This is a genomic window from Janthinobacterium sp. UMAB-60 (genome assembly GCF_900095235.1).
In the GTDB taxonomy this organism is placed as follows: domain Bacteria; phylum Pseudomonadota; class Gammaproteobacteria; order Burkholderiales; family Burkholderiaceae_D; genus Janthinobacterium.
In genome coordinates, this window is sequence record NZ_LT607487.1 from 162,946 (window position 1) to 183,718 (window position 20,773).

Consider the following 20,773-nt stretch of genomic DNA (forward strand, 5'->3'; position numbering starts at 1 on the left):
ATGAACTTTTCCCGCTTTTTCATCGACAAGCCGATTTTCGCGGCGGTGCTGTCGATCGTCATATTCGTGGCCGGGCTGCTGTCGATATTCGGCCTGCCCATCTCCGAATATCCCGACGTCGTGCCGCCATCGGTGGTGGTGCGCGCGCAATATCCGGGCGCCAACCCGAAAGTGATCGCCGAAACCGTCGCCGCGCCGCTCGAAGAGCAGATCAACGGCGTCGAGAACATGCTCTACATGTCCTCGCAAAACACATCCGATGGTTCGATGATGCTGACCGTGACCTTCAAGATCGGCACCAACGTCGAGCAGGCCGAGACGCAGGTGCAGAACCGCGTGCAGCGCGCCTTGCCGCGCCTGCCCGAGGAAGTGCGCCAGATCGGCGTGACGACCGTCAAGTCCTCGCCGAATCTGACCATGGTGGTGCACCTGGTCTCGCCGAACAAGCGCTATGACGATATGTACCTGCGCAATTACGCGGTGCTGAACGTCAAGGATCAACTGGCCCGTTTGCCCGGCATGGGCGACATTCAGATCTTCGGCGCCGGCGACTATGCCATGCGCATCTGGCTCGACCCGCAAAAAGTGGCGGCGCGCGGCATGACGGCCAATGACGTCGTCGACGCGATTCGCGAGCAGAACGTGCAGGTGGCCGCCGGCGTGATCGGCGCCTCGCCAGCGAAGAACTCGGACTTCCAGCTGACCGTCAATACCCAGGGCCGTCTGCAGACGCCCGAGGAATTCGGCGCCATCATCGTGCGCACCAATGCCGACGGCGCCATCACGCACCTGAAAGACGTGGCGCGCGTGGAAATGGGCGCCAACAGCTACTCGCTGCGTTCACTGCTGAACAATAATCCGGCCGTCGGCATGGGTATTTTCGAGGCACCGAATGCCAACGCGCTGCAATTGTCGTCCGACGTGCGTTCCAAGATGGAGGAGCTGAAAAAAGACTTCCCGCAAGGCGTGGAATACCGCATCGAGTACGACCCGACGCAGTTCGTGCGCTCGTCCATCGAAGCCGTGATCCATACCCTGCTCGAAGCGATCGCCCTGGTGGTGCTGGTGGTGATCATCTTCCTGCAAACCTGGCGCGCCTCGATCATTCCGCTCTTGGCCGTTCCCGTGTCGATCGTCGGTACCTTTGCCGTGATGCTGGGCTTTGGCTTCTCGATCAACACCCTGTCGCTGTTCGGTCTCGTGCTGGCCATCGGTATCGTCGTCGATGACGCCATCGTGGTGGTGGAAAACGTCGAGCGCAACATCGAGGAAGGCCTGTCGCCGCGCGACGCCACCATCCAGGCCATGAAAGAGGTCAGCGGTCCCATCGTCGCCATCGCCCTGGTGCTGTGCGCCGTGTTTGTGCCGATCGCCTTCGTGCCAGGTTTGTCGGGCGAGTTCTACCGCCAGTTCGCGCTGACGATCGCCATTTCGACCGTGATTTCCGCTTTCAGCTCGCTGACCCTGGCGCCAGCCCTGTCGGCCGCGCTGTTGAAACCGCACGATGCGCCGAAAGACGCGCTGACGCGCGGCATGGACATGCTCTTCGGCCGCTTCTTCGCCTGGTTCAACCGCTTCTTCGGCCGCGCTTCGCACCGCTATGAAGCGGGCGTGAAGGGCGTGTTGGGCCGCAAGAGCGCCTCGCTGGGCGTGTATGCGCTGCTGGTCGTCGCCGCCATCTTCACCTTCAAGTCCGTGCCTGCCGGCTTCGTGCCAGCGCAGGACAAGCAATACCTGGTGGGTTTTGCGCAATTGCCTGACGCCGCCTCGCTGGACCGCACGGAAGATGTCGTGCGCCGCATGTCCGACGTCATCAAGTCGGTGCCCGGCGTCGAATCGACCATTGCCTTCCCCGGCCTGTCGATCAACGACTTCACCAATGCGCCGAACGCCGGCATCGTGTTCGCCACCCTGAAGCCGTTCGACGAACGCACCAGCAAGGAATTGTCGGGCGGCGCCATCGCGGCCGAGATCAACAAGCGCCTGGGCGGCATCCAGGACGCTTTCATCATGGTCTTCCCGCCACCGCCGGTCAACGGCCTCGGTACCATCGGCGGCTTCAAGATGATGATCGAGGACCGTGGCAACCTCGGTTACGACGCGCTGTACAACGCCACCCAGGCGCTGGCCGCCAAGGCCTACCAGACGCCGGAACTGGCGGGTGTGTTCTCGGGCTACCAGATCAACGTGCCGCAGCTGTTCGCCGACGTCGACCGCGTGAAGGCCAAGCAGATGGGCGTGCCGCTGGCGACCATCTACCAGACCTTGCAGATCAACCTCGGTTCGCTGTACGTGAATGACTTCAACCAGTTTGGCCGCACCTACCAGGTGCGCGTGCAAGCCGATGCGGTGTTCCGTTCGCATGCGCAGGATATCGCGCAGCTGAAGGTGCGTAGCAACAAAGGCGAAATGATTCCGCTGTCGTCGCTGATGCGCGTCAAGGACAGCTATGGTCCCGACCGCGTGCAGCGCTACAACGCGTATGCCGCAGCCGACTTCAACGGCGGCGCCGCCCCTGGCGTGTCGAGCGGCCAGGCGCAAGCCGCGCTGGAGCGCATCGCCAAGGAAGTGCTGCCGCAAGGGATTTCGTATGAATGGACGGAGCTGACTTACCAGGACATCTTGTCCGGCAATACGATGATCTATGTCTTCCCGCTGTGCGTGCTGCTGGTGTTCCTGGTGCTGGCCGCCCAGTACGAAAGCTGGACCCTGCCGTTGGCCGTGATCCTGATCGTGCCGATGTCGATCCTCTGCGCCTTGCTTGGCGTGAAACTCACCGGCGGCGACAACAACGTGTTTACCCAGATCGCGCTGTTCGTGCTGGTGGGGCTGGCGTCAAAAAATGCCATCCTGATCGTGGAATTTGCCCGCGAACTGGAAGAGCATGGCCGCACCGTCGTGCAAGCGGCGCTGGAAGCGTGCCGTCTGCGTCTGCGTCCGATCCTGATGACGTCGATCGCCTTCATCATGGGCGTGGTGCCCCTGGTGTTCTCGCACGGCGCCGGCTCCGAAATGCGCCATGCGATGGGCGTGGCGGTGTTCGCCGGCATGCTGGGCGTGACCTTCTTCGGCCTGTTCCTGACGCCCGTGTTCTACGTCCTGCTGCGCACCCTGGCGCAGCGTTTTGAGAAAAAACCAGCCGTCGCTGTCGCCAAGCCAAGCGCTGCGCCAGCGCTGGACCTGGAAGGAGATATATATTGAAAACCAATGCAATCATCCGGCGCGCGGCGCCCGTCTTGAGCGCCATGGCCGCCGCAGTCCTGCTGGCCGCCTGCGCGGCGCCCGAGTTCAAGCAGCCGCAGATCGACACGCCCACGGCGTTCAAGGAAGCGCCAGCGCCCGCCGTGCAGACGGCGGCCGACGGCACGCGCTGGAAGCAGGGCGTGCCCGCCGAGCGCCAGGCGCGCGGCGAATGGTGGCTGGCCTTCAATGATCCGGCCCTGACCAGCCTGATCAACGAAGCCACGCAGGCGAATGCCAACCTGGCGGTGGCCGCCGCCCGCGTCAAGCAGGCGAGGGCGATTGCCGGCATCGCCGAAGCGGACCGCATCCCGCAAGTGGGCGTGAACGTGGGCGGCCAGCGCAACCGCGCTTCGGCCGTGTCGCTCGGCTTGCCGAACGGCGCGCCGGTGGCGGCCACCAACGTCTACCAGGCCAGCCTGACGGCCAGCTACGAAGTCGATCTGTTCGGCAGGGTGGCGGCTAACGTCAGCGCCTCGCGCAGCGATGCGCTGGCCGTGGAAGCGACGTACCGTTCCGTGCTGTTGTCGCTGCAGGCCGACGTGGCGCAAACCTACTTCCAGCTGCGCGCTACGGATGCCGAGCTGGCGACCCTGGAACAGACGGTGCGCCTGCGCGAGGAGAGCGTGCATGTGAACCAGCGCCGCTACGACCTGGGCGACATCGGCGAATTCGACCTGTCGCGTGCCCGCACGGAGCTGTCGACCGTGCGCGCCGAAGCCATCGGCCTGCAGCGCCAGCGCGCCACCGGCGAGCATGCGCTGGCCGTCCTGCTGGGCAAACCTGCCGCCAGCTTCACGGCGAGCGTCAACCCGCTGCAGGACAGCGGCTTCCTGCCCGTGATCCCGGCCGGCATGCCGTCGTCCCTGCTGGAGCGCCGTCCCGACATCGCGTCGGCGCAGCGCACCATGGAAGCGTCGAATGCGCGCATCGGCGTGGCGAAATCGGCCATGTTCCCCGCCTTGAGCCTGAACGCTTCCGGCGGCGGCGCGTCCGATACCTTCTCGGACATCTTCAAGTGGAGCAGCCGCTCCTGGCTGCTGGGCGCCCTGATGTCGATGCCGATCATCGACGGCGGCCGCAATAAAGCTGCCGTGAGCCGCAGCGAAGCGCAGCTGGAAGAGTCGGTGGCGACGTATCGCCAGAGCGTGCTGGTGGCCTTCGCCGAGGTGGAAGACAACCTGGCCGGCCTGCGCATCCTGTCGGGCCAGACGCAGCAGATCGACGAAGCCGTCGTCTCGGCGCGCCGTTCGGCCGACCTGGCGCAAAAGCTGTACGACGCGGGCCGTTCCAGCTACCTCGATCTGCTCGACGCGCAGCGCAACCTGGCTGCCATCGAGCGCAACGCCGTGCAACTGCGTGGCAACCGCGCCGTCACCACGGTGGCGCTGATCCGCGCCCTGGGCGGCGGTTGGGGCGAGACGGAGCCGCAGGTCGCGGCCAACTAGTTTCCCGGCACCGCGGGCTGGAGTGTCCGGCCCGCGGCAAGGGATGCCTATCAGGAACGGCGTCGTGCGCTTGCACGGCGCCGTTTTTTTATAGCTTGCGTAGACAATCAGTTGAATCCGTTTGCGGACAGGCCGCGTAAGTACTCCTGCAATCACGCAAACGCAGTCATCCAGGAGATATCATCATGCGCACCTTCATCCCCGCAGCATTGTTCCTCACTTCCATGCTGGCCGCCAGCACCTCTTTTTCCGCCGACATGACGACCATGGTGGGTGGCCAGAGCATGTATCCGTCCAAGGACATCGTCGATAACGCCGTCAATTCGGCCGACCACACGACCCTGGTCGCCGCCGTCAAGGCAGCCGGTCTGGTCGATACCCTGAAAGGCAAGGGGCCGTTTACCGTGTTCGCGCCGACGAATGCGGCGTTTGGCAAACTGCCGGCCGGCACCATCGAGACCTTGGTCAAGCCGGAAAGCAAGGCGACGCTGACGAAAATCCTCACCTACCACGTGGTTCCCGGCAAATACGACTTCAAGGCGCTGGCCAGGGAAATCAAGATGCATGATGGTAAAGCCACTTTGCCCACGGCCAGCGGGGGCAAGCTGATGTTCGCCATGAATGGCATGCACAATATCGTGGTGATGGACGAGGGCGGCAACAGCGCCAACATCAGCACCTATGATGTGTATCAGTCGAATGGCGTGATCAATGTGATCGACACGGTGCTGATGCCGAAATAAAGACACGAAAAAGCGGGCGAAAAAAAAGACAGGGAAAACCCTGTCTTTTTGGCTTGCGCGGCCTTGATTACTTGGCTGGCGCTGCTGCCGGTGCGGAAGCTGCTGCTGCGGCCGGAGCTGCTGGCGTTGCCGGTGCGGCTTTCTTTGCCTTGTGATGCTTGGCTTTCTTGTGCGTGGCCGGCTTGACGGCGGCTGCCGGCGCTTCGGCCTTGACGACAGGGGCGACGACAGGAATCGGTGCCACTGGTGCGACTGGCGCGACGGCTGGCGTCTGGGCGAAAGCGGCGGTGGCGAACAGGCTGGCGATCAGGGTGGCGATAACTTTTTTCATTTTAATATCCTTGGTATGTGTGGTCAGTAACGTGTGTCGGAATTACTTGGCTGGAGCCGCTTCGGCGGTGGCCGATGCCAGCTTTTCGTCAGCCTTGGCCTTGGTTTTCTTGGCTTTGTGGTGGGCCTTGGCCTTGGTGGTGGCCGCTTCCGCTTTGGCGCTGGCGACGTCCGTTTTCGCGGCGACGACTGCTTTCGCTTCTTTCGCGTCCGCTTTGACGACCGTTTGCGCTTCCTTGGCGTCCGCTTTCACGACGGCCTTGGTGTGGGCCGCTTCCACTTTGGCGGGAACCGAGGCTGCTGCGGTAGCATGTGCTGCCGGAGCTGCAGGCGTTTGGGCGAAGGCTGCAGTTGCGAACAGGCCGGCGATCAGGGTAGCGATAACTTTTTTCATGGTGCAGTCCTCAGTGGTGGTTTGTCTGGTAAGTCTGTTGGTGCCGGGATGATTCCCGTGTCACTGAGCTTAAAACGCGCCCCGGGACGCTTGCGTTGACGGTCATTACAAACGCTTACATCTGCGTTGCATCCGCCTTCAGGATAGCTTTGAGGATGTCTTCCGAACGGCGCTGCCCATGCGCCTTGCCGTAGGCGCTCGATGCGATGCTGACGATCATGCGGCGCGCCGGTATCACATAGATCTTGTTGCCGCCATTGCCCGAGGCGAAATGCACGGCAATCTGCTGTCCGTCGATGTCCTGCGTCTTCGCATACCAGAAATAACCGTAGCTGTCGGCGTAGCGGTCGACGGCGCCGATGGCCACGCGCGGCGCCAGCGCGGCTTGCAGCCAGGCGGCGTCGATCACTCTTCGCCCTTCAAACACGCCGTCGTCGAGCACCATCTGGCCGATTTTCGCCGTATCGCGTGCGCGCAGCGACAGATTGCCCTGTCCTTTCGGGTGGTGTGCCACGTCGCAGCCCCAGCTCCAGCGCGTGATGCCCAGTGGAGCGAACAGCGCCTTGGCGGCGAAATCTTCGAGGTCGGCGCCGCTGGCGTTTTCCACCACGCGTCCGGCAATGTACGAACCCAACGAGTTGTAGCGGTAGATGCCGCCCGGCGCCGTGGCCGCCGGCACGCCGCGCACGAAGGCGGCGGGGTCGGACGCGGCATCGAGCTTGTCTTCATTGCCGGGCGACTGCTCGTCTTCGTCGAAGGCGGCCAGGCCCGAGCGCATGGTCAGCAAGTCGTCGAGGACGACCTTGCCGGCGGGGCTGCCAGCGATTTCGGGCCAGTAGTCGCCCACGGTTTTTGTTGTCGCCAGTTGTCCCCGCGCCACGGCGGCACCGACCAGCAGCGCGGTGATGCTCTTGCCGGCCGAACGGATGTCGTGCAGGGTCTCGGCTGTCTCGCCGTTGTAATAGCGTTCGGCCACGATGGCGCCATCGCGCAGCACAACGACGGCGCGCAAGTCGCCATGGCTGTCGTGGTCCTGGGCTTGCAGGACTTGTTCCAGGGTTGTGGGGGTGTCTTGTGCATTGGCGGCGCAGGGCAGGCACAGGGCGGCAATCAATAGCAAGGGCAGGTGGCGCATGGGCTGGGCTTCGTGGCAATAGTCGGAGTGCCAGTGTCCCTCATCTGCGCCGCTTTGTCGCGCACAAGCTGGCCTGTTCGATGAAGTTTGCATGAAGGCGCAGTGCAAGAGGCAACATGCAAAAAGGACAGCCGAAGCTGTCCCTGGTATTGCAGGCGAATTGGCCACGTTAGCGCAGACCCGGCGGACGCGCTCCCATGACTGTGTTCGCGATTACTTCGCTGGTGCTGGCGTTGCCGGAACGGTTTCTGCCGCTTTCGCTGCATCCGCTTTCACTTTGGCCTTGCTGGCCTTGTGATGGGCCTTGGCCTTGGTGGCTTTGGCATCGGCCTTGGCGCTGGCGACATCGGCTTTCGCATCGGCGACGACCACCGCTTCCTTGGCATCGGCTTTCACGACAGCCTTGGTTTCCTTGGCTTCCGCCTTGACCACGGCTTTCGTGTGGGCCGCTTCCGCCTTGGCCGGAGCCGGGGCTGCAGGGGTTTGGGCGAAGGCTGCGGTAGCGAACAGGCTGGCGACGAGGGTGGCGATAACTTTTTTCATTGTATTTTCCTGGCAAGTGGTAAGTGATGGTGTGTCGAGGATTACTTGGCTGCTGCTGGTGCCGCTTCAACGGTGGCCGAAGCCAGTTTTGCATCGGCCTTGGCCTTGGTGTGCTTGGCCTTGTGGTGGGCCTTGGCTTTCGTGCTGGCCGCTTCCGTTTTGGCGCTGGCCACTTCCGTTTTCGCTGCGACGACGGCTTTCGCTTCTTTCGCATCGGCTTTCACGACGGCTTGCGCTTCCTTGGCGTCCGCTTTCACGACGGCCTTGGTGTGGGCCGCTTCCACTTTGGCAGGAACCGAGGCTGCTGGCGCTGCAGGCGTTTGGGCAAAGGCAGCGGTAGCGAACAGGCCGGCGATCAGGGTAACAATTGCTTTTTTCATGGTGCAGTCCTCGGTGGTGGTTTGTCTGGTATGTCTGTTGGTGCCGGGATGATTCCCGTGTCACTGAGCATAAAACGCGCCCCGGAAGCTTACCGTTGACCTTGTTTACACTTTCTTACAATCAGGTGTTTTAGCAGGTGTTCTTGCATGATGCAGTAATGAAAACGAAAAAAGACAGCCGAAGCTGTCTTTTCTTGTGGCGCGGAAAACGCGCGGAAGCGATTATTTGGCTGCTGCCGCGGTCGCTTCAGTTTTGGCTTCGTCAGCCTTGGCCTTGGCTTTTTTCGCTTTGTGATGGGCTTTGGCCTTGGTGGCTTTCGCGTCAGCCTTGGCGCTGGCGACATCGGCTTTGGCGTCTGCAGCGACGACGGCTTCTTTCGCATCGGCTTTCACGACGGCCTTGGTTTCTTTTGCTTCTGCTTTGGCCACTTCCTTGGTGTGCTTGGCTTCGGCCTTGGCCGGCGCTGCTGGTGCTGGGGTTTGAGCAAAGGCTGCGGTAGCGAACAAGCCGGCGATCAGAGTAGCGATTACTTTTTTCATGGTGCAGTTCCTCGAGAAGTGGGTTGTAGTTCAGGAGATGCATTTCCCCTGTCACTGAGCCAAAAACGCGCCGTGCGGCAATTGCGTTGACACGCCATTACAAATACTTACACTTGCCGCGTAAGCACCTTGCCGCACGGCCTGCGCGCGTCGACGCACTCTGTTAGCTGGCGTACCGCGCGCCAGCCCCTGGCGGCCTAGACTCGATGCCATCCTCACCGCATGGGTCCGCCATGAAAGCCGCCTTGAAAACCGCTTTGAAAACCTATCAGGCCAAGCGCAATTTCGCCGTCACGCCCGAGCCGGCAGGCGGCGGCGAGGACGCGGGCGAGGTGCTCACCTTCGTCATCCAGAAGCATTGGGCCAGTCGTTTACACTATGATTTTCGCCTGGAACTCGATGGCACGCTGAAAAGCTGGGCCGTGCCGAAAGGCCCCAGCTACGACCCGCGCGACAAGCGCATGGCCGTACAGGTGGAAGACCATCCCCTGGCCTACGCCAGTTTTGAAGGCACGATCCCGGAAAAACAGTATGGCGCGGGCAAGGTCATCATCTGGGATAAAGGAACGTGGCAGCCGCAGCCAGCCACGCCCGATGCGCGCGCCGCGCTGGCGGCCGGCGAACTGAAATTCACTGTGCGTGGCCACAAGATGCAGGGCAACTGGGTGCTGGTGCGCATGCAGGGCAAGGAGGAAAAGAAACCGGCCTGGCTGCTGATCAAGGAAAAAGACGCGTTTGCCCGGCCGGCCGCCGAATTTTCCGTCGTCGACGAGTTCCCCGGCAGCGTCAAGCACAAGGCCTTGTCCGCGCGCAAGTTGGCTGCCGCGCCGCCGAATGCCGCTTTGCCCGCCACCCTGGCGCCCCAGCTGGCCACCCTGGTCGATACGCCGCCGCCAGCCGCGCAAGACTGGATTTTCGAGGCGAAATTCGACGGCTACCGCCTGCTCGCGCGTTGCGATGGCGATCAGGTCGCCCTGATCACGCGCAATGGCAATGACTGGACGGCCAAATTGCCGCCGCTGCGGCAGGCGCTGGAACAGATGGGCTTGCCGCCAGGCTGGTATGACGGTGAAATCGTCGTCAACGATGCCGGCGGCCACCCTGACTTCGGTGCCTTGCAGCGCGCGTTCGATGCGGACAGCACCAGCGCGATCGTGTATTACCTGTTCGACGTGCCGTATTTCGACGGCCATGATCTACGGGGCCAGCCCGTCGAGGCGCGCAGGGCTCTGCTGCAGGGGCTGCTGGAACAATTGCCCGCCTCGCCGCTGGTGCGTTTCAGCGGCGCGCTCGACGCCGAACCCCGGCAACTGCTGGCCCACGCTTGCCGCCTGGGGCTGGAAGGGGTGATCGGCAAGCGGCGCGGCTCGCCCTACGTCACGCGGCGCTCCGGCGACTGGATCAAGCTCAAATGCGGGCTGCGCCAGGAATTCGTCATCGGCGGCTATACGGCGCCGCAGGGCGCGCGCGAGGGGATCGGGTCGTTGCTGCTGGGCGTGCACGATGAGCAGGGCAAGCTGCGCTACGCGGGCAATGTGGGCAGCGGCTTTGACGATGCGGTCCTGCGCGACTTGCGGCGCCGCCTCGATGCGCTGGCCGTTGATGCCAGCCCGTTCGCAGGCAAGGCGGGCGGCGTGCGCCAGCCCATCTGGGTCCAGCCGCAACTGGTGGCCGAGGTCGGTTTTGCGCAATGGACCCGTGGCGGCGCCGTGCGCCATGCCGTGTTTCACGGCTTGCGCGATGATAAAAAACCGGCCGCCATCGTGCGCGAGCGGGCACAGCGGATCGACAGGGAGAAGACGATGCAAAATCAAGCCACGCCGGACGGCGTCTTGCCGGCCAGTTTCAAGGTCAGCCATGCGGACCGGGTGATCGACCAGGACAGCGGCGCGCGCAAGATCGACCTGGTGCGCTATTACGCGCTGGTGGGCAAGCTGATGCTCGTGCATTTGCGGGGCCGGCCCGTGTCGCTGGTGCGCGCGCCGGCCGGCGTGGGCGGCGAGCTGTTTTTCCAGAAACACGCCGATACGTCGACCATGCCCGGTGTCAAACAGCTCGATCCCGGCCTCGATCCCGAGCATGCCGCCATGCTGGAAGTGGCCAGCGTACAGGGCTTGTTGTCGGCGGCGCAGTGGAATGTGGTGGAGTTTCACACGCAAAACGCGCTGGCCAGCGCCTACGACACGCCGAACCGCCTGGTGTTCGACCTGGACCCGGGCAAGGGTGTGGCCTGGCCCGCGATCCGCGAAGCGGCCGTGCTCTTGCGCGCCTTCCTGACGGAGCTGGGGTTGCCCGCCTGGCTGAAAAGCAGCGGCGGCAAGGGCTTGCACGTGGTCGTGCCAATCCGCCCGAAATACGACTGGGACACGGTCAAGGCGTTTTCGCAAGCCATCGTGGCGCACATGGCGCAGCAGATACCGGCGCGTTTTGTCGTCAAGAGCGGTCCTGCCAACCGCGTCGGCAAGATATTCATCGATTATTTGCGCAACGGACGCGGCGCCACCACCGTGTGCGCGTGGTCGGCCCGCACGCGCTCCGGGCTGGGCATTTCCGTGCCGCTGGCCTGGGAAGAACTCGACAAGCTGAAGGCGGGGGATCAATGGACGGTGAGCAACGTCCACAGCCGCCTCGACGTGGGCAATGCGCCCTGGGCTGGCTATGCGCGCAGCGCCAGGGGCCTTGATGCGGCGATGAAAAAACTGGCTTTTACGCCTCCGGCTTGAACGGCAGGGCGGCGCGCACCAGTTGCAGGGCGTCGTCGATGGCAGTATTGAGCTGGGGAATCTCGACGGGTTTGGTCAGGTAGCGGAAAAAGCCCGCAGCCAGGCCGTGGTGGATGTCGCCCTTCATGGCATTGGCCGTCAGCGCGATGACGGGGATGTGCGCCGTGCGCGGATCGTTGCGCAGGATGCGCTGCGCCTGGTTGCCATTCATGCCGGGCAGGTTGATATCCATCAAGATCACATCGGGGCGGCGCTCCAGCGCCAGCGCGATGCCATGGCGCGCGTCGGTGGCCGAGATCATGCGTAGATGGGGCAGGAAGCTGATGATGTCTTCCACCAGGCGCAGGCTGGCCGGATTGTCTTCCACGTACAGCAGCAGGGCCTGGCCGCCGGCATCGTCGGCGGCGTCGCCAGCAGGTTCGGCCAGCCCCTCCGTGTCCAGCGGTATCCTGGCGGGCGGCGCGGCCATGGTGTCGAGTTCGATCCAGAAGACGCTGCCCACGCCGACGCAACTGTGCACGCCCATGGCACCGCCCATCAGTTCGATCAGGCGCTTGGTGACGACCAGGCCGATGCCCGTGCCTTCCTCGCTGCCCGCCTCCTGGCCGAGGCGGTTAAACGGCTGGAACAGTTCCGCCATCTGCGTGTCGTCCAGGCCCTTGCCCGTGTCGCGGATGGCGATGCGCACGCGCTGCGCAGCGGGTTGCGAGATTTCCAGCGCCACCTTGCCGGCCGGGCGGTTGTACTTGATGGCGTTCGACAGCAGGTTCAGCAGCACTTGCTTGAGGCGCGTATGGTCGGCCCTGACGGTCAGCGGCCCGCAGACCGAAAAGACCATTTCGAGCTGGCGCTGCTGCGCCTGTTCTTCCACCATCACGCGCACTTCCTCGATCAGCGCGGGCAGCGCCACCGCCTCGATCGACAGGCTCAGGCTGCCTGACTCGATCTTCGCCAGGTCGAGGATTTCATTGATCAGGGTGAGCAGGTGGCGGCCCGAGGTGACGATGTTTTGCACGAAGGTGCGCTTTTGCAGCACGGTCGCGGGCAGCGCTTCGTTGGCCAGCAGCTGGGCAAAGCCGAGGATGGCATTGAGCGGCGTGCGCAATTCGTGCGACATGCTGGTGAGAAAGCGGTCCTTTGCCTGGCTGGCCCGCTCCAGTTCGATTTTCTGTTCATTGAGCGTGTGTTCGATGCGCTTGCGTTCCGTGATGTCGCGGATGGCTGACGAAACCAGCACGCCTTCGTCCGTCTCCAGCGGCGACAGGCTGATTTCGACGGGAAACTCGGTGCCGTCGCGGCGCAAGCCGTACAGTTCCAGGCCCGCACCCATGGAGCGGGCGCGTGGCGCTTTGGAAAAGGCTTGCCGGTGGTGCGGATGATCATGCGCGTAGCGGGCCGGGATCAGCACTTCCACATTGCGTCCCAGCAGCTCCGCGCGCGAATAGCCGAACAGGCGTTCCGTTTGCGAGTTGACGAGCACGATCTCGCCATCACCATTGACGATGACGATGGCGTCCGGCGCCGATTCGAGCAGGCCGCGGAACTTTTGCTCGGCCCGGCGCCGGTCGCTGACGTCGCGGATGGCGCTGATGACGAAGGTGCCGATCTCCGTCTGGATGGGCGAGAGGCTGATTTCGACGGGGAACTCGACGTTGTCCTTGCGCAAACCCAGCAATTCCAGGTCGGCGCCCATGGTGCGCGTGCGGGGCTGGTCGAAATAGCGCGCGCGGTGTCCCACGTGCGCGTGGCGCAGGCGTTGCGGCAACAGGGTATCGATTTGCCTGCCGCTCAATTCTCCTTCCGCATAGCCGAACAGGCGCTGCGCCTGCTGGTTGGCCAGCACGATGGCGCCCGTGGCGTTGACCATGATGACGCTGTCCGGCGTCGATTCGAACAGCACCCGGTAGCGCACGTCGACAAACTGGGCGTCGCGCGCCGCTTTCAGCAAGGTCGTGTCCTTCATGGTGGAAATCAGGTAGCAGGGGGCATCCGGCGTGGCGCGTGCGGACTGGCAGGCCACATCGACGTAGATGAGTTCGCCATCCTTGCGCCGCCGCATCGATTCGCGGTCATAGCTGCCATGCAGCGCCAGTTTCTCGTCGATCAGCGGGGCTGCTTCGGCCTGTCCCGGCAGCGAGATCAGTTCCCACAGCGGGTGGCCCAGCGCCTCATCGCTGGCATAGCCGAAGATGCGCTGCGCGCCGATCGTCCAGCGCACGACGACATGGTCTTCATTCGTGATGACAACGCCGCCAGGGGCGCCGCTGAGGATAAGCTGATCTAACTCGGCATCCATTGTTTTCCCGCACGCATGACAGGGCTTGCCGGACGGCAGGCTGTGTGCATACGCTAGCGAGAAGCTTGATCAAAGTCAATGCATTTATATTATTGAAGAGTATCCGGGGCGGGCTACGAGCATCAGGCCGTCTTGCGCCTGGCGGGCGGTGGTTTGCGGGAGGCGGACGAGGCCGCGCGCGCCTTCTTGCCCAGGCTTTGCTGCAGCAGGGCGACCAGGTCGATCACGTTGCTGCCGTGCTCTTCTTGCGGTTCCGGCGCGGGCGCGGTGATGGTCTTGGTCTGTTTCGCCTTGATTTTTTTCTTGACCAGCGCCAGCACGTCTTCGCGGTAGCTGTCGTGGTATTGCCCCGGTTCCCACGCTTCGCTCATGCCTTCCACCAGCGACAGGGCCATCTTGAGTTCCTTGTCGGTAATGCCCGCCGCCTTCAGGGTACTGCCGGGCAAGTCCAGGTCCTCCGTGGGGCGCAGCTCATCGGGGTAGCGCAGGGTGTTGAGCACGATGGCGTCGCCGACGCAGACGAGCGCGCACAAATGCTGCTTGGTGCGCATGACTACGCTGGCGATAGCCACTTTATTGGCCTTGCGCAAGGTTTCGCGCAGCAGCGCATAGACTTTCTCGCCGCCCTTGGCGGGCAGCAAATAATACGGGTGCGCATAAAAGGTCAGCGGCACTTCGACCGCATCGACAAAGGTGTCGATGGCGATGGTTTGCGTAGCCTTCACGTTTGCCTGCCTCAAATCTTCTTCGGACAGCACCACGTATTCGTCCGTCTTGTATTCATAGCCCTTGATGATGTCGTCCCATTCGACTTCCTTGTCCGTGCGTTTGTTGTAGCGCTTGTAGCCGATGGGCGCGAAGTCGCGCCGATCCAGCATGGATAAATCCAGTTCATGGTCGAGGCTGGCTGAAATCAGCTCGACGGGGATGTGCACGAGGCCGAAGCTGATGGCGCCTTTCCACAATGCGCGCGCCATGGCCTAGTTCCCCACGCTGCCGGTGACGGGCAGGACGATGCCCGTGATGTAGCTGGAACAGGCGGGCGAGGCCAGGAAGACGTAGGCGGGCGAGAGTTCCTCGGGCTGGGCCGGGCGGCGCATGTCGGTGTCGGCGCCGAATTTTGCGATGTCCTCGGGCGTCTTGTCGGCCGGGTTGAGGGGCGTCCAGACGGGTCCCGGTGCGATGGCATTGACGCGGATGCCCTTGTCGAGCAGGTTGCCGGCCAGCGCCATGGTAAACGCATGGATGGCGCCCTTGGTGGTGGAATAATCGAGCAAGTGTTTGGAACCATGCAAACCCGTCACGGACCCCGTGTTGATGATGGAGGCACCGCGCTGCAGATGGGGCAACACGGCCTTGGCCATGTGAAAGTAACCGTAGACATTGGTTTTCATGGTGAGGTCGAAGCGTTCCTCGCTCAGGTCCAGCAAGGATGCGGCGTGTTCCTGGAAGGCGGCGTTGTTGACCAGTATGTCGATGTGCGTGAAGCGTTCCAGCACCTGGTTGACGGCTTGCTGGCAAAAGCCCTGCTCGCGCACGTCGCCGGGTATCAACAGGCAGCTCTGGCCTTCCGCTTCCACATAGCGCTTCGTTTCGTTGGCGTCCGCATGTTCGTTCAGGTAAATGATGACGACATCGGCCCCTTCGCGCGCATACAGCACGGCCACGGCGCGGCCGATGCCCGAATCGCCGCCCGTGATGATGGCCACCATGCCGGCCAGCTTGCCGCTGCCGCAGTAGTCGGGCGCCAGGAAGCGGGGTTTCAATGGCATCTGTGCTTCGCTGCCGGGTTTGGCGGCATCGCGCTGCTCCGGCTGGCTGGCGCGCTGCAAGTTACCGGCGGACTGGTCCTTGTTCTGGTTCATGCTGGCCTCCGTGGAAACGAAGATCCAGTATCGGCGCGGCACCCGCATCGAACGGTGCGCTTGTTAACAGAGTGGCGCAAACGGGTGTAAAATTAGATGATGATTGACATCATAGCGGAGGCAGCATGAAGGTGAGCAGGGAACAGGCGGCGCTGAACCGCGAGCGCATCGTCGACGTGGCGGCCAGATTGTTCCGCGAAAAAGGTTACGACGGCATCGGCGTGGCCGACCTGATGAAGAACGCGGGCCTCACGCATGGCGGCTTCTATGGCCATTTTGCGTCCAAGGAAGATTTGATGATCGAGGCGTGCCAGCATGCCTTGAACAAGTCGCTGGAAGGCTGGCGGGCGAAGGTCGCCAACGACCCGCAGCGGGCGCTGCCGGCCATTATCGAGAACTATCTGACCACCAGGCACCGCGACCAGCCCGGCGGCGGGTGTCCGGCGGCGGCCATGGGCGTCGATGCGGCGCGCATGTCGCCCGGCGCGCGTCCCGCGTTTACGCAAGCCACGCAGCAGCAGTTCGCGCTGCTGCAAAGCTTGCTGCCCGACGGCGCTCCGGAAGCACGGCGCCAGCAGGCGATCGCCACGTTTGCCGCCATGGTGGGCGCCATGGTGCTGGCCCGCTGCGTCGATGACGAGGCGCTGTCGGCGGAAATCCTTGAGGCCGTGAAGGCGCAATTGCTGCCAGACTGAGCACAGCAGCCAAGTACCCCCTGTCAGCCGGCCGCGGCGCATGTTAGGCTTCGGTTTTCAGATTTCGGGATCATTCATGCTGCTCTGGCTCAGGCAATACCGGCGTCCTCTGTTGGCCGGAGACATCACCGCCGGTATCGTTGTCGCCATGATGATGGTGCCGCAAGGCATGGCTTACGCGCTGGTGGCCGGCTTGCCGCCCGTGGTGGGCATCTATGCCAGCATCTTGCCGCCCGTGCTGTACGCCTTGTTCGGCAGCAGCATGACGCAATCGGTGGGTCCCATGGCCATCGTCTCGCTGATGACGGCCGCAGCCCTGGCACCGCTGGCCGACTCCGGCTCCTCCTTGTATATCGTGCTGGCCGCCCAGCTGGCCTTCATCAGCGGCCTGGTCCTGCTGCTGTGCGGCGTGCTGCGCCTGGGCTTCATGGCCAGCTTTTTGTCGCGCCCCGTGATCAGCGGCTTCAGCAATGGCGCCGCGATCCTGATCATCTGGGGCCAGATCACGCCCTTGCTGGGCGCCAGCATTCCGCACTGGCACACGCCCAGCCTGGTCCTCGGGCTGTCCGGCCTGCTGTTCCTGTGGCTGGCCAAGCGTTACGCGTCGCGCCTGCTGCAGCGCTGTGGCTTGAACCCAGTGGCGGCCGACGTGGGCGCGCGCCTGGCGCCGATGGCGCTGGTGCTGGCCGGCATCGCGCTCGTCGCCTATGGCGGCCTGGAAGCGATCGGCGTGCAGACGACGGGCCACGTGCCCAGCGGCTTGCCGGGCCTGAACCTGGCTACCTCGGGCGCCCATTGGCGCACCTTGCTGTCGCCGGCGCTGCTGATCGCCTTCATCATCTTTTTGATGAGCATGTCCGCCGCCCAGACCCTGGCGCAAAAGCGCGGTGAAAAATTGCATACGAACCGCGAACTGCTGGGCCTGGGCGCGGCCAACGTGGCCAGCGCGCTGTCGGGAGGCTTTCCCGTCACCGGCTCCATCTCGCGCTCGGCCGTCAATTTCCAGGCGGGCGCCAACACGCCGCTGGCCAGCATCATCACGGCGGGCTTGCTGGCGCTGGCGCTGGTGGCGCCCACGGGCTGGCTGGCCCTGCTGCCGCTGCCCGTGCTGGCGGCCACCATCATCTTTGCCGTGTCCAGCCTGCTGGACTGGGATACCTTGAAACTGTCGTGGCGCTACGACCGCAGCGATGCGCTGGCCCTGCTGGCGACCACGGCCGGCGTGCTGGTGCTGGGCGTGGAAGCGGGTGTGGTGATCGGCGTGCTGCTGTCGATGGGCACTCTGATCTGGCGCGCCAGCCGTCCGCACATCGCCGTGCTGGGGCGCATCCCGAATAGCGAGCACTTCCGCAACGTGGAGCGCTACGAGGCGCAAACGTTACCAGACGTCTTGCTGCTGCGCATAGATGCGGGCCTGTTCTTCGGCAACGTCGAAGCCGTCACGGAAAGGGTGGAAGACGAGTTGCGCGGCCACCCGACGGCGCGCCACCTGGTGCTGGTGCTGTCGGCCGTCAACCAGATCGACAGCACGGCCTTGCTGGGCTTGATCGAACTCAACAGCACGCTGAGCAAGCGTGGCATCAGCCTGAACCTGGCCGAAGTGAAGGGCCCCGTGATGGACCGCCTGCGCCAGAGCAGCCTGCTGCACGACCTCAGCGGCAAGCTGTATCTGAGCACGGCGCTGGCCATGGATGACCTGAACGGAGAGAAAGCATGACGATGGAACTGAACCTGCATGGCGAGCCGCGTGTGGTCGATAGCGTGCCCGCGCTGGAGCAGGCGCTGCTGGACGCGCGTGCGCTGGCCCAGTGCGAACTGTGGCTGACCATGGCCACGAATGCCGAGCAGGGTGCGGCCCTGTGCATGCTGCGCAATGGCGGCAATGCCTGGCTGATGTATCTGTCGGGCCAGGATGACCTGAGTTTTCACTCGCTGGGCGATGAGGAGGCAGACGGCGTTTGCAGCTACCTGCTGTCGAATGGCCAGGTGGACGAGTATCCCGAAGCCTGGTGCGTGGAGGTGGAACAATGCCAGCGGGCTTGCATCGCGTTTTTCAAAACTGGCGGCGCGCGGCCGGCCGCCATCGCGTGGGAGACGGATTGATGCCGCACACCACGCAAACCATCCTCGCCGACATCGACAGGGACTTGCTGGCTGCGCTGGACGCGCTCGACATGGTGACCGGCTGGTGCACGCCGCAGTTGCGCGTATGGGACGGGGCAGGGGAAGACCATGCATCCTGAAAAGTTCAAGCAGGTGGCGCGGCTGCCGTCCGCCGAACGCCATGCCTACTTTGTACGCAAGGTAGCCGATACGCAAGAAGTGTGGGGCTTGCAGCACGGCGGCTGGGCCACGGCGCAAGCCGGCGGCAAGGTCGCCATCCCGTTCTGGCCGGAAGCGGCCTTTGCGCAAGCGTGCGCCAGCGGCGAGTGGGAGCATTTCCAGCCGCGCGCCATCGCGCTCGGCGATTTTTTGGCCAAGTGGCTGCCCGGCATGGCGATCAATGACCAGCTGGCTTCGGTATTTTCAGTGCCGCAATGCGGCGCCAGCATCGTGGCGCCGGCTGATTTACTGAGGGATTTGCAACATGAGTCAGAGCAATATGAATGAGCGCCTGGACGCCTGGTACGACGGCTCGGCCATCTGCCTGATCGCCGTCGGCGCGCAGGGCGACCCGCTGGACCTGGGCGACGACGAAGTGCGCGCGCTGATCGCGAAACTGCAGCAATGCCTGGCAGAGTCGGAGGCAGGCGCGGTGCCCGACTGAAGGCTCAGGTGTCCGCCAGCGCCTTTTCCATCGCCAGGCTGATGCCGCTGGGATGCGCATACGCTTCTGCGCGCAAGGCAACAAAACCGGCGGCCCGGTAAAACGGCTCCGCATTGAGCGACGCGGACAGGTGCAGGCGCACGATGCCGCGCCCGCGCGCCAGTTGCTCCAGCGCCGCCAGCAGGCGCTTGCCGATACCGAGTCCCCCGCGGGCGGGATCGACGAATACGGCATCGACTTCCTGCTTGTCCGCATTGAGCATGGTGTAGCCAGCGATAATGTCGTCCTGCATGGCGACGATGCCGCCGCCCGCGGCCAGTATGGCCGCATACGATGCCGGCACGGGCCAGGCCGTCCACGCGGCGATCTGTTCCGGCGCATAGTGCGTGGCGCAACTGACGCGCACGGCCACCGTGCGCAGCGCCCACAGGGCGTCGATATCGTCGGGCAGGGCGGCGCGCAGGGTGATGGTCATGGCGGCTTTCCGGGCAAAAAGATCATGCTAGCGCAATGGATGACTTCACGCCAGCATGGCCTACTGCCAGGGTAGTGTATCCATCACTGCGCCGGCTTGTCCGGATCGAAGTAATACGAACCCGGCGGCGCACCCGGCACTTTCACGCGGAACTTCAGGCCCGACAGCAGCTTGTCCCACAAGGCGATGGCCTCCTCGTCGGTCAGCGACGCCGCTTCGGCTGCGCCGACGGTGTTGTGGGCAACCTTCGTGTACATGTGCACCTCCAGCACAGATGGATTCGCGACATCGCGCGGTTTGCCGACCAGGGCCCATTCAAAATCGTGCACGCCATCTGTTCGTCGTATCAGCGATTCCTCCCCCTGCCAGTGCTGGACGTTGCGTTTGCCCTCGCGTAGCAGGGTTCGCTTGGGATAGTTATTGCCTTGAATCTTCTTTGCGTCTTGTATGCGACTGAGTAGTGATAGTTCTCCACGCAACCTTGATTCAAATTCTTTCGGCGGGTAGTCGCCGTATGCGTCCTTATTTGAACTGATGGAGAAAGTTACATCTGGCAAGCTGGGTAAATAAATACCTACGTCGTCTATTTCTTGATATTTGTACTGATTTTCAATCATGAATCCATGTTCCACGCAAAGGCCTGGTTCGACCGGAATTTCTTCTGTAGCACGCAAGCGCAGACTCTTTGCTTGAAGGAATTGTCTTTCCGCAGTTGCCCTTTCGGTGTCGCCATCACCTATTGCATCGCCTATGGCAAATATAAAATCCCCTTTATTTATTAATGTTCGGTAAATTGTAAAATTAGCTTCTTTGGCTGAGCTGCTATTGTAGTATCGAATTTGCCAGCTGTTTTCTATTGGGCCATTGCCATTGTAAATAATTTCAGGGGATAAGTTAAGGGATTTTATTCTTTTTATATCAATTTCTGATTGATGTTTTAAATTTTCCGGGCCGCCTTTAAATAAATCCACTGCTGAATTGCCGATTATTAATTCTGCTTCGCTTGGTAGGATTATCAGGTATCTTCCAAAGCATATTTTTTTTGTTTTTTGGAATAGGGTATCTATTTTTCTTCCTTGGATTTTATTTTTGCTCATTTTTCTTGCCTCATGTATTTTGTTTGGTTCAATTTCATTTGCCTTTGCTTGTATTAAAAAAAATGAAATTAGGAGCATGAAGAATTTTTTATGATTAGGCAT

General features: G+C 62.7%; 21 protein-coding genes. 10 read left to right on the forward strand and 11 right to left on the reverse strand.

The window, feature by feature from the left end; all coding sequences use genetic code 11:
- The 3 genes from K0F86_RS12185 (at position 1) to K0F86_RS12195 (ending at position 5,431) form a co-directional block, all read left to right on the forward strand.
- Positions 1-3,201 carry an efflux RND transporter permease subunit gene (locus K0F86_RS12185; protein ID WP_219134633.1) on the forward strand — a complete coding sequence of 1,067 codons (3,201 nt, stop codon included), beginning with the start codon at positions 1-3 and terminating at the stop codon, positions 3,199-3,201.
- A 44-nt stretch (positions 3,202-3,245) separates the two neighbouring features.
- On the forward strand, positions 3,246-4,688 hold the full coding sequence (locus K0F86_RS12190) for an efflux transporter outer membrane subunit (protein ID WP_257572139.1): 1,443 nt from the start codon (positions 3,246-3,248) through the stop codon (positions 4,686-4,688).
- Positions 4,689-4,873: 185 nt separating this feature from the next.
- Positions 4,874-5,431 carry a fasciclin domain-containing protein gene (locus K0F86_RS12195; RefSeq protein ID WP_219134635.1) on the forward strand — a complete coding sequence of 186 codons (558 nt, stop codon included), beginning with the start codon at positions 4,874-4,876 and terminating at the stop codon, positions 5,429-5,431.
- A gap of 67 nt (positions 5,432-5,498) precedes the next feature.
- Here K0F86_RS12195 and K0F86_RS12200 read toward each other — a convergent pair whose 3' ends face one another.
- From K0F86_RS12200 to K0F86_RS12225, 6 genes are all read right to left on the reverse strand, one after another.
- Positions 5,499-5,762: a hypothetical protein gene (locus tag K0F86_RS12200; protein ID WP_219134636.1), complete on the reverse strand. Its 264-nt coding sequence runs from the start codon at positions 5,760-5,762 to the stop codon at positions 5,499-5,501.
- A 42-nt stretch (positions 5,763-5,804) separates the two neighbouring features.
- Positions 5,805-6,155 (reverse strand): hypothetical protein, encoded by a 351-nt coding sequence (locus K0F86_RS12205; RefSeq protein ID WP_219134637.1) that lies wholly within the window; start codon positions 6,153-6,155, stop codon positions 5,805-5,807.
- Positions 6,156-6,270: 115 nt separating this feature from the next.
- On the reverse strand, positions 6,271-7,290 hold the full coding sequence (locus K0F86_RS12210; RefSeq protein ID WP_219134638.1) for a serine hydrolase: 1,020 nt from the start codon (positions 7,288-7,290) through the stop codon (positions 6,271-6,273).
- 213 nt (positions 7,291-7,503) lie between these two features.
- A complete protein-coding gene (locus K0F86_RS12215; RefSeq protein ID WP_219134639.1) occupies positions 7,504-7,833 on the reverse strand; it encodes a hypothetical protein in 330 nt (109 codons plus the stop codon).
- A gap of 41 nt (positions 7,834-7,874) precedes the next feature.
- Entirely contained in the window at positions 7,875-8,213 is a 339-nt protein-coding gene (locus K0F86_RS12220; protein ID WP_219134640.1) for a hypothetical protein, read from the reverse strand.
- A gap of 222 nt (positions 8,214-8,435) precedes the next feature.
- Positions 8,436-8,753, reverse strand: a complete 318-nt coding sequence (locus tag K0F86_RS12225; RefSeq protein ID WP_141169928.1) for a hypothetical protein — start codon at positions 8,751-8,753, stop codon at positions 8,436-8,438.
- A 245-nt stretch (positions 8,754-8,998) separates the two neighbouring features.
- On the opposite strand from K0F86_RS12225, the gene ligD reads away from it, so the two are divergent.
- Positions 8,999-11,476 (forward strand): DNA ligase D, encoded by a 2,478-nt coding sequence (ligD, locus tag K0F86_RS12230; protein WP_219134641.1) that lies wholly within the window; start codon positions 8,999-9,001, stop codon positions 11,474-11,476.
- Here the strand turns inward: ligD and K0F86_RS12235 are convergent.
- The 3 genes from K0F86_RS12235 to K0F86_RS12245 all read right to left on the reverse strand — a co-directional run bounded on the left by K0F86_RS12235 (position 11,460) and on the right by K0F86_RS12245 (position 15,685).
- Positions 11,460-13,772: a PAS domain S-box protein gene (locus K0F86_RS12235; RefSeq protein ID WP_219134642.1), complete on the reverse strand. Its 2,313-nt coding sequence runs from the start codon at positions 13,770-13,772 to the stop codon at positions 11,460-11,462. The genes ligD and K0F86_RS12235 overlap by 17 nt on opposite strands.
- Before the next feature lie 122 nt (positions 13,773-13,894).
- Positions 13,895-14,749, reverse strand: coding sequence for a Ku protein (locus K0F86_RS12240; protein ID WP_219134643.1), 855 nt, complete (start codon positions 14,747-14,749; stop codon positions 13,895-13,897).
- A 3-nt stretch (positions 14,750-14,752) separates the two neighbouring features.
- On the reverse strand, positions 14,753-15,685 hold the full coding sequence (locus K0F86_RS12245; RefSeq protein WP_374197282.1) for an SDR family oxidoreductase: 933 nt from the start codon (positions 15,683-15,685) through the stop codon (positions 14,753-14,755).
- A 77-nt stretch (positions 15,686-15,762) separates the two neighbouring features.
- On the opposite strand from K0F86_RS12245, the gene K0F86_RS12250 reads away from it, so the two are divergent.
- The 6 genes from K0F86_RS12250 to K0F86_RS12275 all read left to right on the forward strand — a co-directional run bounded on the left by K0F86_RS12250 (position 15,763) and on the right by K0F86_RS12275 (position 19,099).
- Entirely contained in the window at positions 15,763-16,332 is a 570-nt protein-coding gene (locus tag K0F86_RS12250; protein ID WP_219134645.1) for a TetR/AcrR family transcriptional regulator, read from the forward strand.
- Between the two features lie 76 nt (positions 16,333-16,408).
- Positions 16,409-18,049, forward strand: coding sequence for a SulP family inorganic anion transporter (locus K0F86_RS12255; protein WP_219134646.1), 1,641 nt, complete (start codon positions 16,409-16,411; stop codon positions 18,047-18,049).
- Positions 18,046-18,435, forward strand: coding sequence for an Imm1 family immunity protein (locus tag K0F86_RS12260; protein WP_219134647.1), 390 nt, complete (start codon positions 18,046-18,048; stop codon positions 18,433-18,435). Before K0F86_RS12255 ends, K0F86_RS12260 begins: the two co-directional genes overlap by 4 nt.
- Complete coding sequence (locus K0F86_RS12265; protein ID WP_219134648.1) at positions 18,435-18,575, forward strand: hypothetical protein; 141 nt, start codon at positions 18,435-18,437, stop codon at positions 18,573-18,575. Before K0F86_RS12260 ends, K0F86_RS12265 begins: the two co-directional genes overlap by 1 nt.
- Positions 18,565-18,942 carry a DUF2750 domain-containing protein gene (locus K0F86_RS12270; protein ID WP_219134649.1) on the forward strand — a complete coding sequence of 126 codons (378 nt, stop codon included), beginning with the start codon at positions 18,565-18,567 and terminating at the stop codon, positions 18,940-18,942. The genes K0F86_RS12265 and K0F86_RS12270 overlap by 11 nt, the downstream gene beginning before the upstream one ends.
- The gene (locus K0F86_RS12275) at positions 18,920-19,099 is read left to right on the forward strand and encodes a hypothetical protein (protein ID WP_219134650.1); all 180 of its coding nucleotides are present in this window, start codon (positions 18,920-18,922) and stop codon (positions 19,097-19,099) included. The genes K0F86_RS12270 and K0F86_RS12275 overlap by 23 nt, the downstream gene beginning before the upstream one ends.
- Positions 19,100-19,103: 4 nt before the next feature.
- Here K0F86_RS12275 and K0F86_RS12280 read toward each other — a convergent pair whose 3' ends face one another.
- Together K0F86_RS12280 and K0F86_RS12285 are read right to left on the reverse strand one after the other, a co-directional pair.
- Positions 19,104-19,574 carry a GNAT family N-acetyltransferase gene (locus tag K0F86_RS12280; protein WP_219134651.1) on the reverse strand — a complete coding sequence of 157 codons (471 nt, stop codon included), beginning with the start codon at positions 19,572-19,574 and terminating at the stop codon, positions 19,104-19,106.
- An 83-nt stretch (positions 19,575-19,657) separates the two neighbouring features.
- Entirely contained in the window at positions 19,658-20,773 is a 1,116-nt protein-coding gene (locus K0F86_RS12285) for a T6SS immunity protein Tli4 family protein (RefSeq protein WP_257572122.1), read from the reverse strand.

What these genes read in the sequence shown, in the direction of transcription:
- K0F86_RS12185 (WP_219134633.1), top strand. Translation starts at nt 1, where the DNA reads ATGAACTTTTCCCGCTTTTTCATCGACAAGCCGATTTTCGCGGCGGTG.
- K0F86_RS12190 (WP_257572139.1), top strand. Translation starts at nt 3,246, where the DNA reads ATGGCCGCCGCAGTCCTGCTGGCCGCCTGCGCGGCGCCCGAGTTCAAG.
- K0F86_RS12195 (WP_219134635.1), top strand. Translation starts at nt 4,874, where the DNA reads ATGCGCACCTTCATCCCCGCAGCATTGTTCCTCACTTCCATGCTGGCC.
- K0F86_RS12200 (WP_219134636.1), bottom strand. Translation starts at nt 5,762, where the DNA reads ATGAAAAAAGTTATCGCCACCCTGATCGCCAGCCTGTTCGCCACCGCC.
- K0F86_RS12205 (WP_219134637.1), bottom strand. Translation starts at nt 6,155, where the DNA reads ATGAAAAAAGTTATCGCTACCCTGATCGCCGGCCTGTTCGCAACTGCA.
- K0F86_RS12210 (WP_219134638.1), bottom strand. Translation starts at nt 7,290, where the DNA reads ATGCGCCACCTGCCCTTGCTATTGATTGCCGCCCTGTGCCTGCCCTGC.
- K0F86_RS12215 (WP_219134639.1), bottom strand. Translation starts at nt 7,833, where the DNA reads ATGAAAAAAGTTATCGCCACCCTCGTCGCCAGCCTGTTCGCTACCGCA.
- K0F86_RS12220 (WP_219134640.1), bottom strand. Translation starts at nt 8,213, where the DNA reads ATGAAAAAAGCAATTGTTACCCTGATCGCCGGCCTGTTCGCTACCGCT.
- K0F86_RS12225 (WP_141169928.1), bottom strand. Translation starts at nt 8,753, where the DNA reads ATGAAAAAAGTAATCGCTACTCTGATCGCCGGCTTGTTCGCTACCGCA.
- K0F86_RS12235 (WP_219134642.1), bottom strand. Translation starts at nt 13,772, where the DNA reads ATGGATGCCGAGTTAGATCAGCTTATCCTCAGCGGCGCCCCTGGCGGC.
- K0F86_RS12240 (WP_219134643.1), bottom strand. Translation starts at nt 14,749, where the DNA reads ATGGCGCGCGCATTGTGGAAAGGCGCCATCAGCTTCGGCCTCGTGCAC.
- K0F86_RS12245 (WP_374197282.1), bottom strand. Translation starts at nt 15,685, where the DNA reads ATGCGGGTGCCGCGCCGATACTGGATCTTCGTTTCCACGGAGGCCAGC.
- K0F86_RS12250 (WP_219134645.1), top strand. Translation starts at nt 15,763, where the DNA reads ATGAAGGTGAGCAGGGAACAGGCGGCGCTGAACCGCGAGCGCATCGTC.
- K0F86_RS12255 (WP_219134646.1), top strand. Translation starts at nt 16,409, where the DNA reads ATGCTGCTCTGGCTCAGGCAATACCGGCGTCCTCTGTTGGCCGGAGAC.
- K0F86_RS12260 (WP_219134647.1), top strand. Translation starts at nt 18,046, where the DNA reads ATGACGATGGAACTGAACCTGCATGGCGAGCCGCGTGTGGTCGATAGC.
- K0F86_RS12265 (WP_219134648.1), top strand. Translation starts at nt 18,435, where the DNA reads ATGCCGCACACCACGCAAACCATCCTCGCCGACATCGACAGGGACTTG.
- K0F86_RS12270 (WP_219134649.1), top strand. Translation starts at nt 18,565, where the DNA reads ATGCATCCTGAAAAGTTCAAGCAGGTGGCGCGGCTGCCGTCCGCCGAA.
- K0F86_RS12275 (WP_219134650.1), top strand. Translation starts at nt 18,920, where the DNA reads ATGAGTCAGAGCAATATGAATGAGCGCCTGGACGCCTGGTACGACGGC.
- K0F86_RS12280 (WP_219134651.1), bottom strand. Translation starts at nt 19,574, where the DNA reads ATGACCATCACCCTGCGCGCCGCCCTGCCCGACGATATCGACGCCCTG.
- K0F86_RS12285 (WP_257572122.1), bottom strand. Translation starts at nt 20,773, where the DNA reads ATGCCTAATCATAAAAAATTCTTCATGCTCCTAATTTCATTTTTTTTA.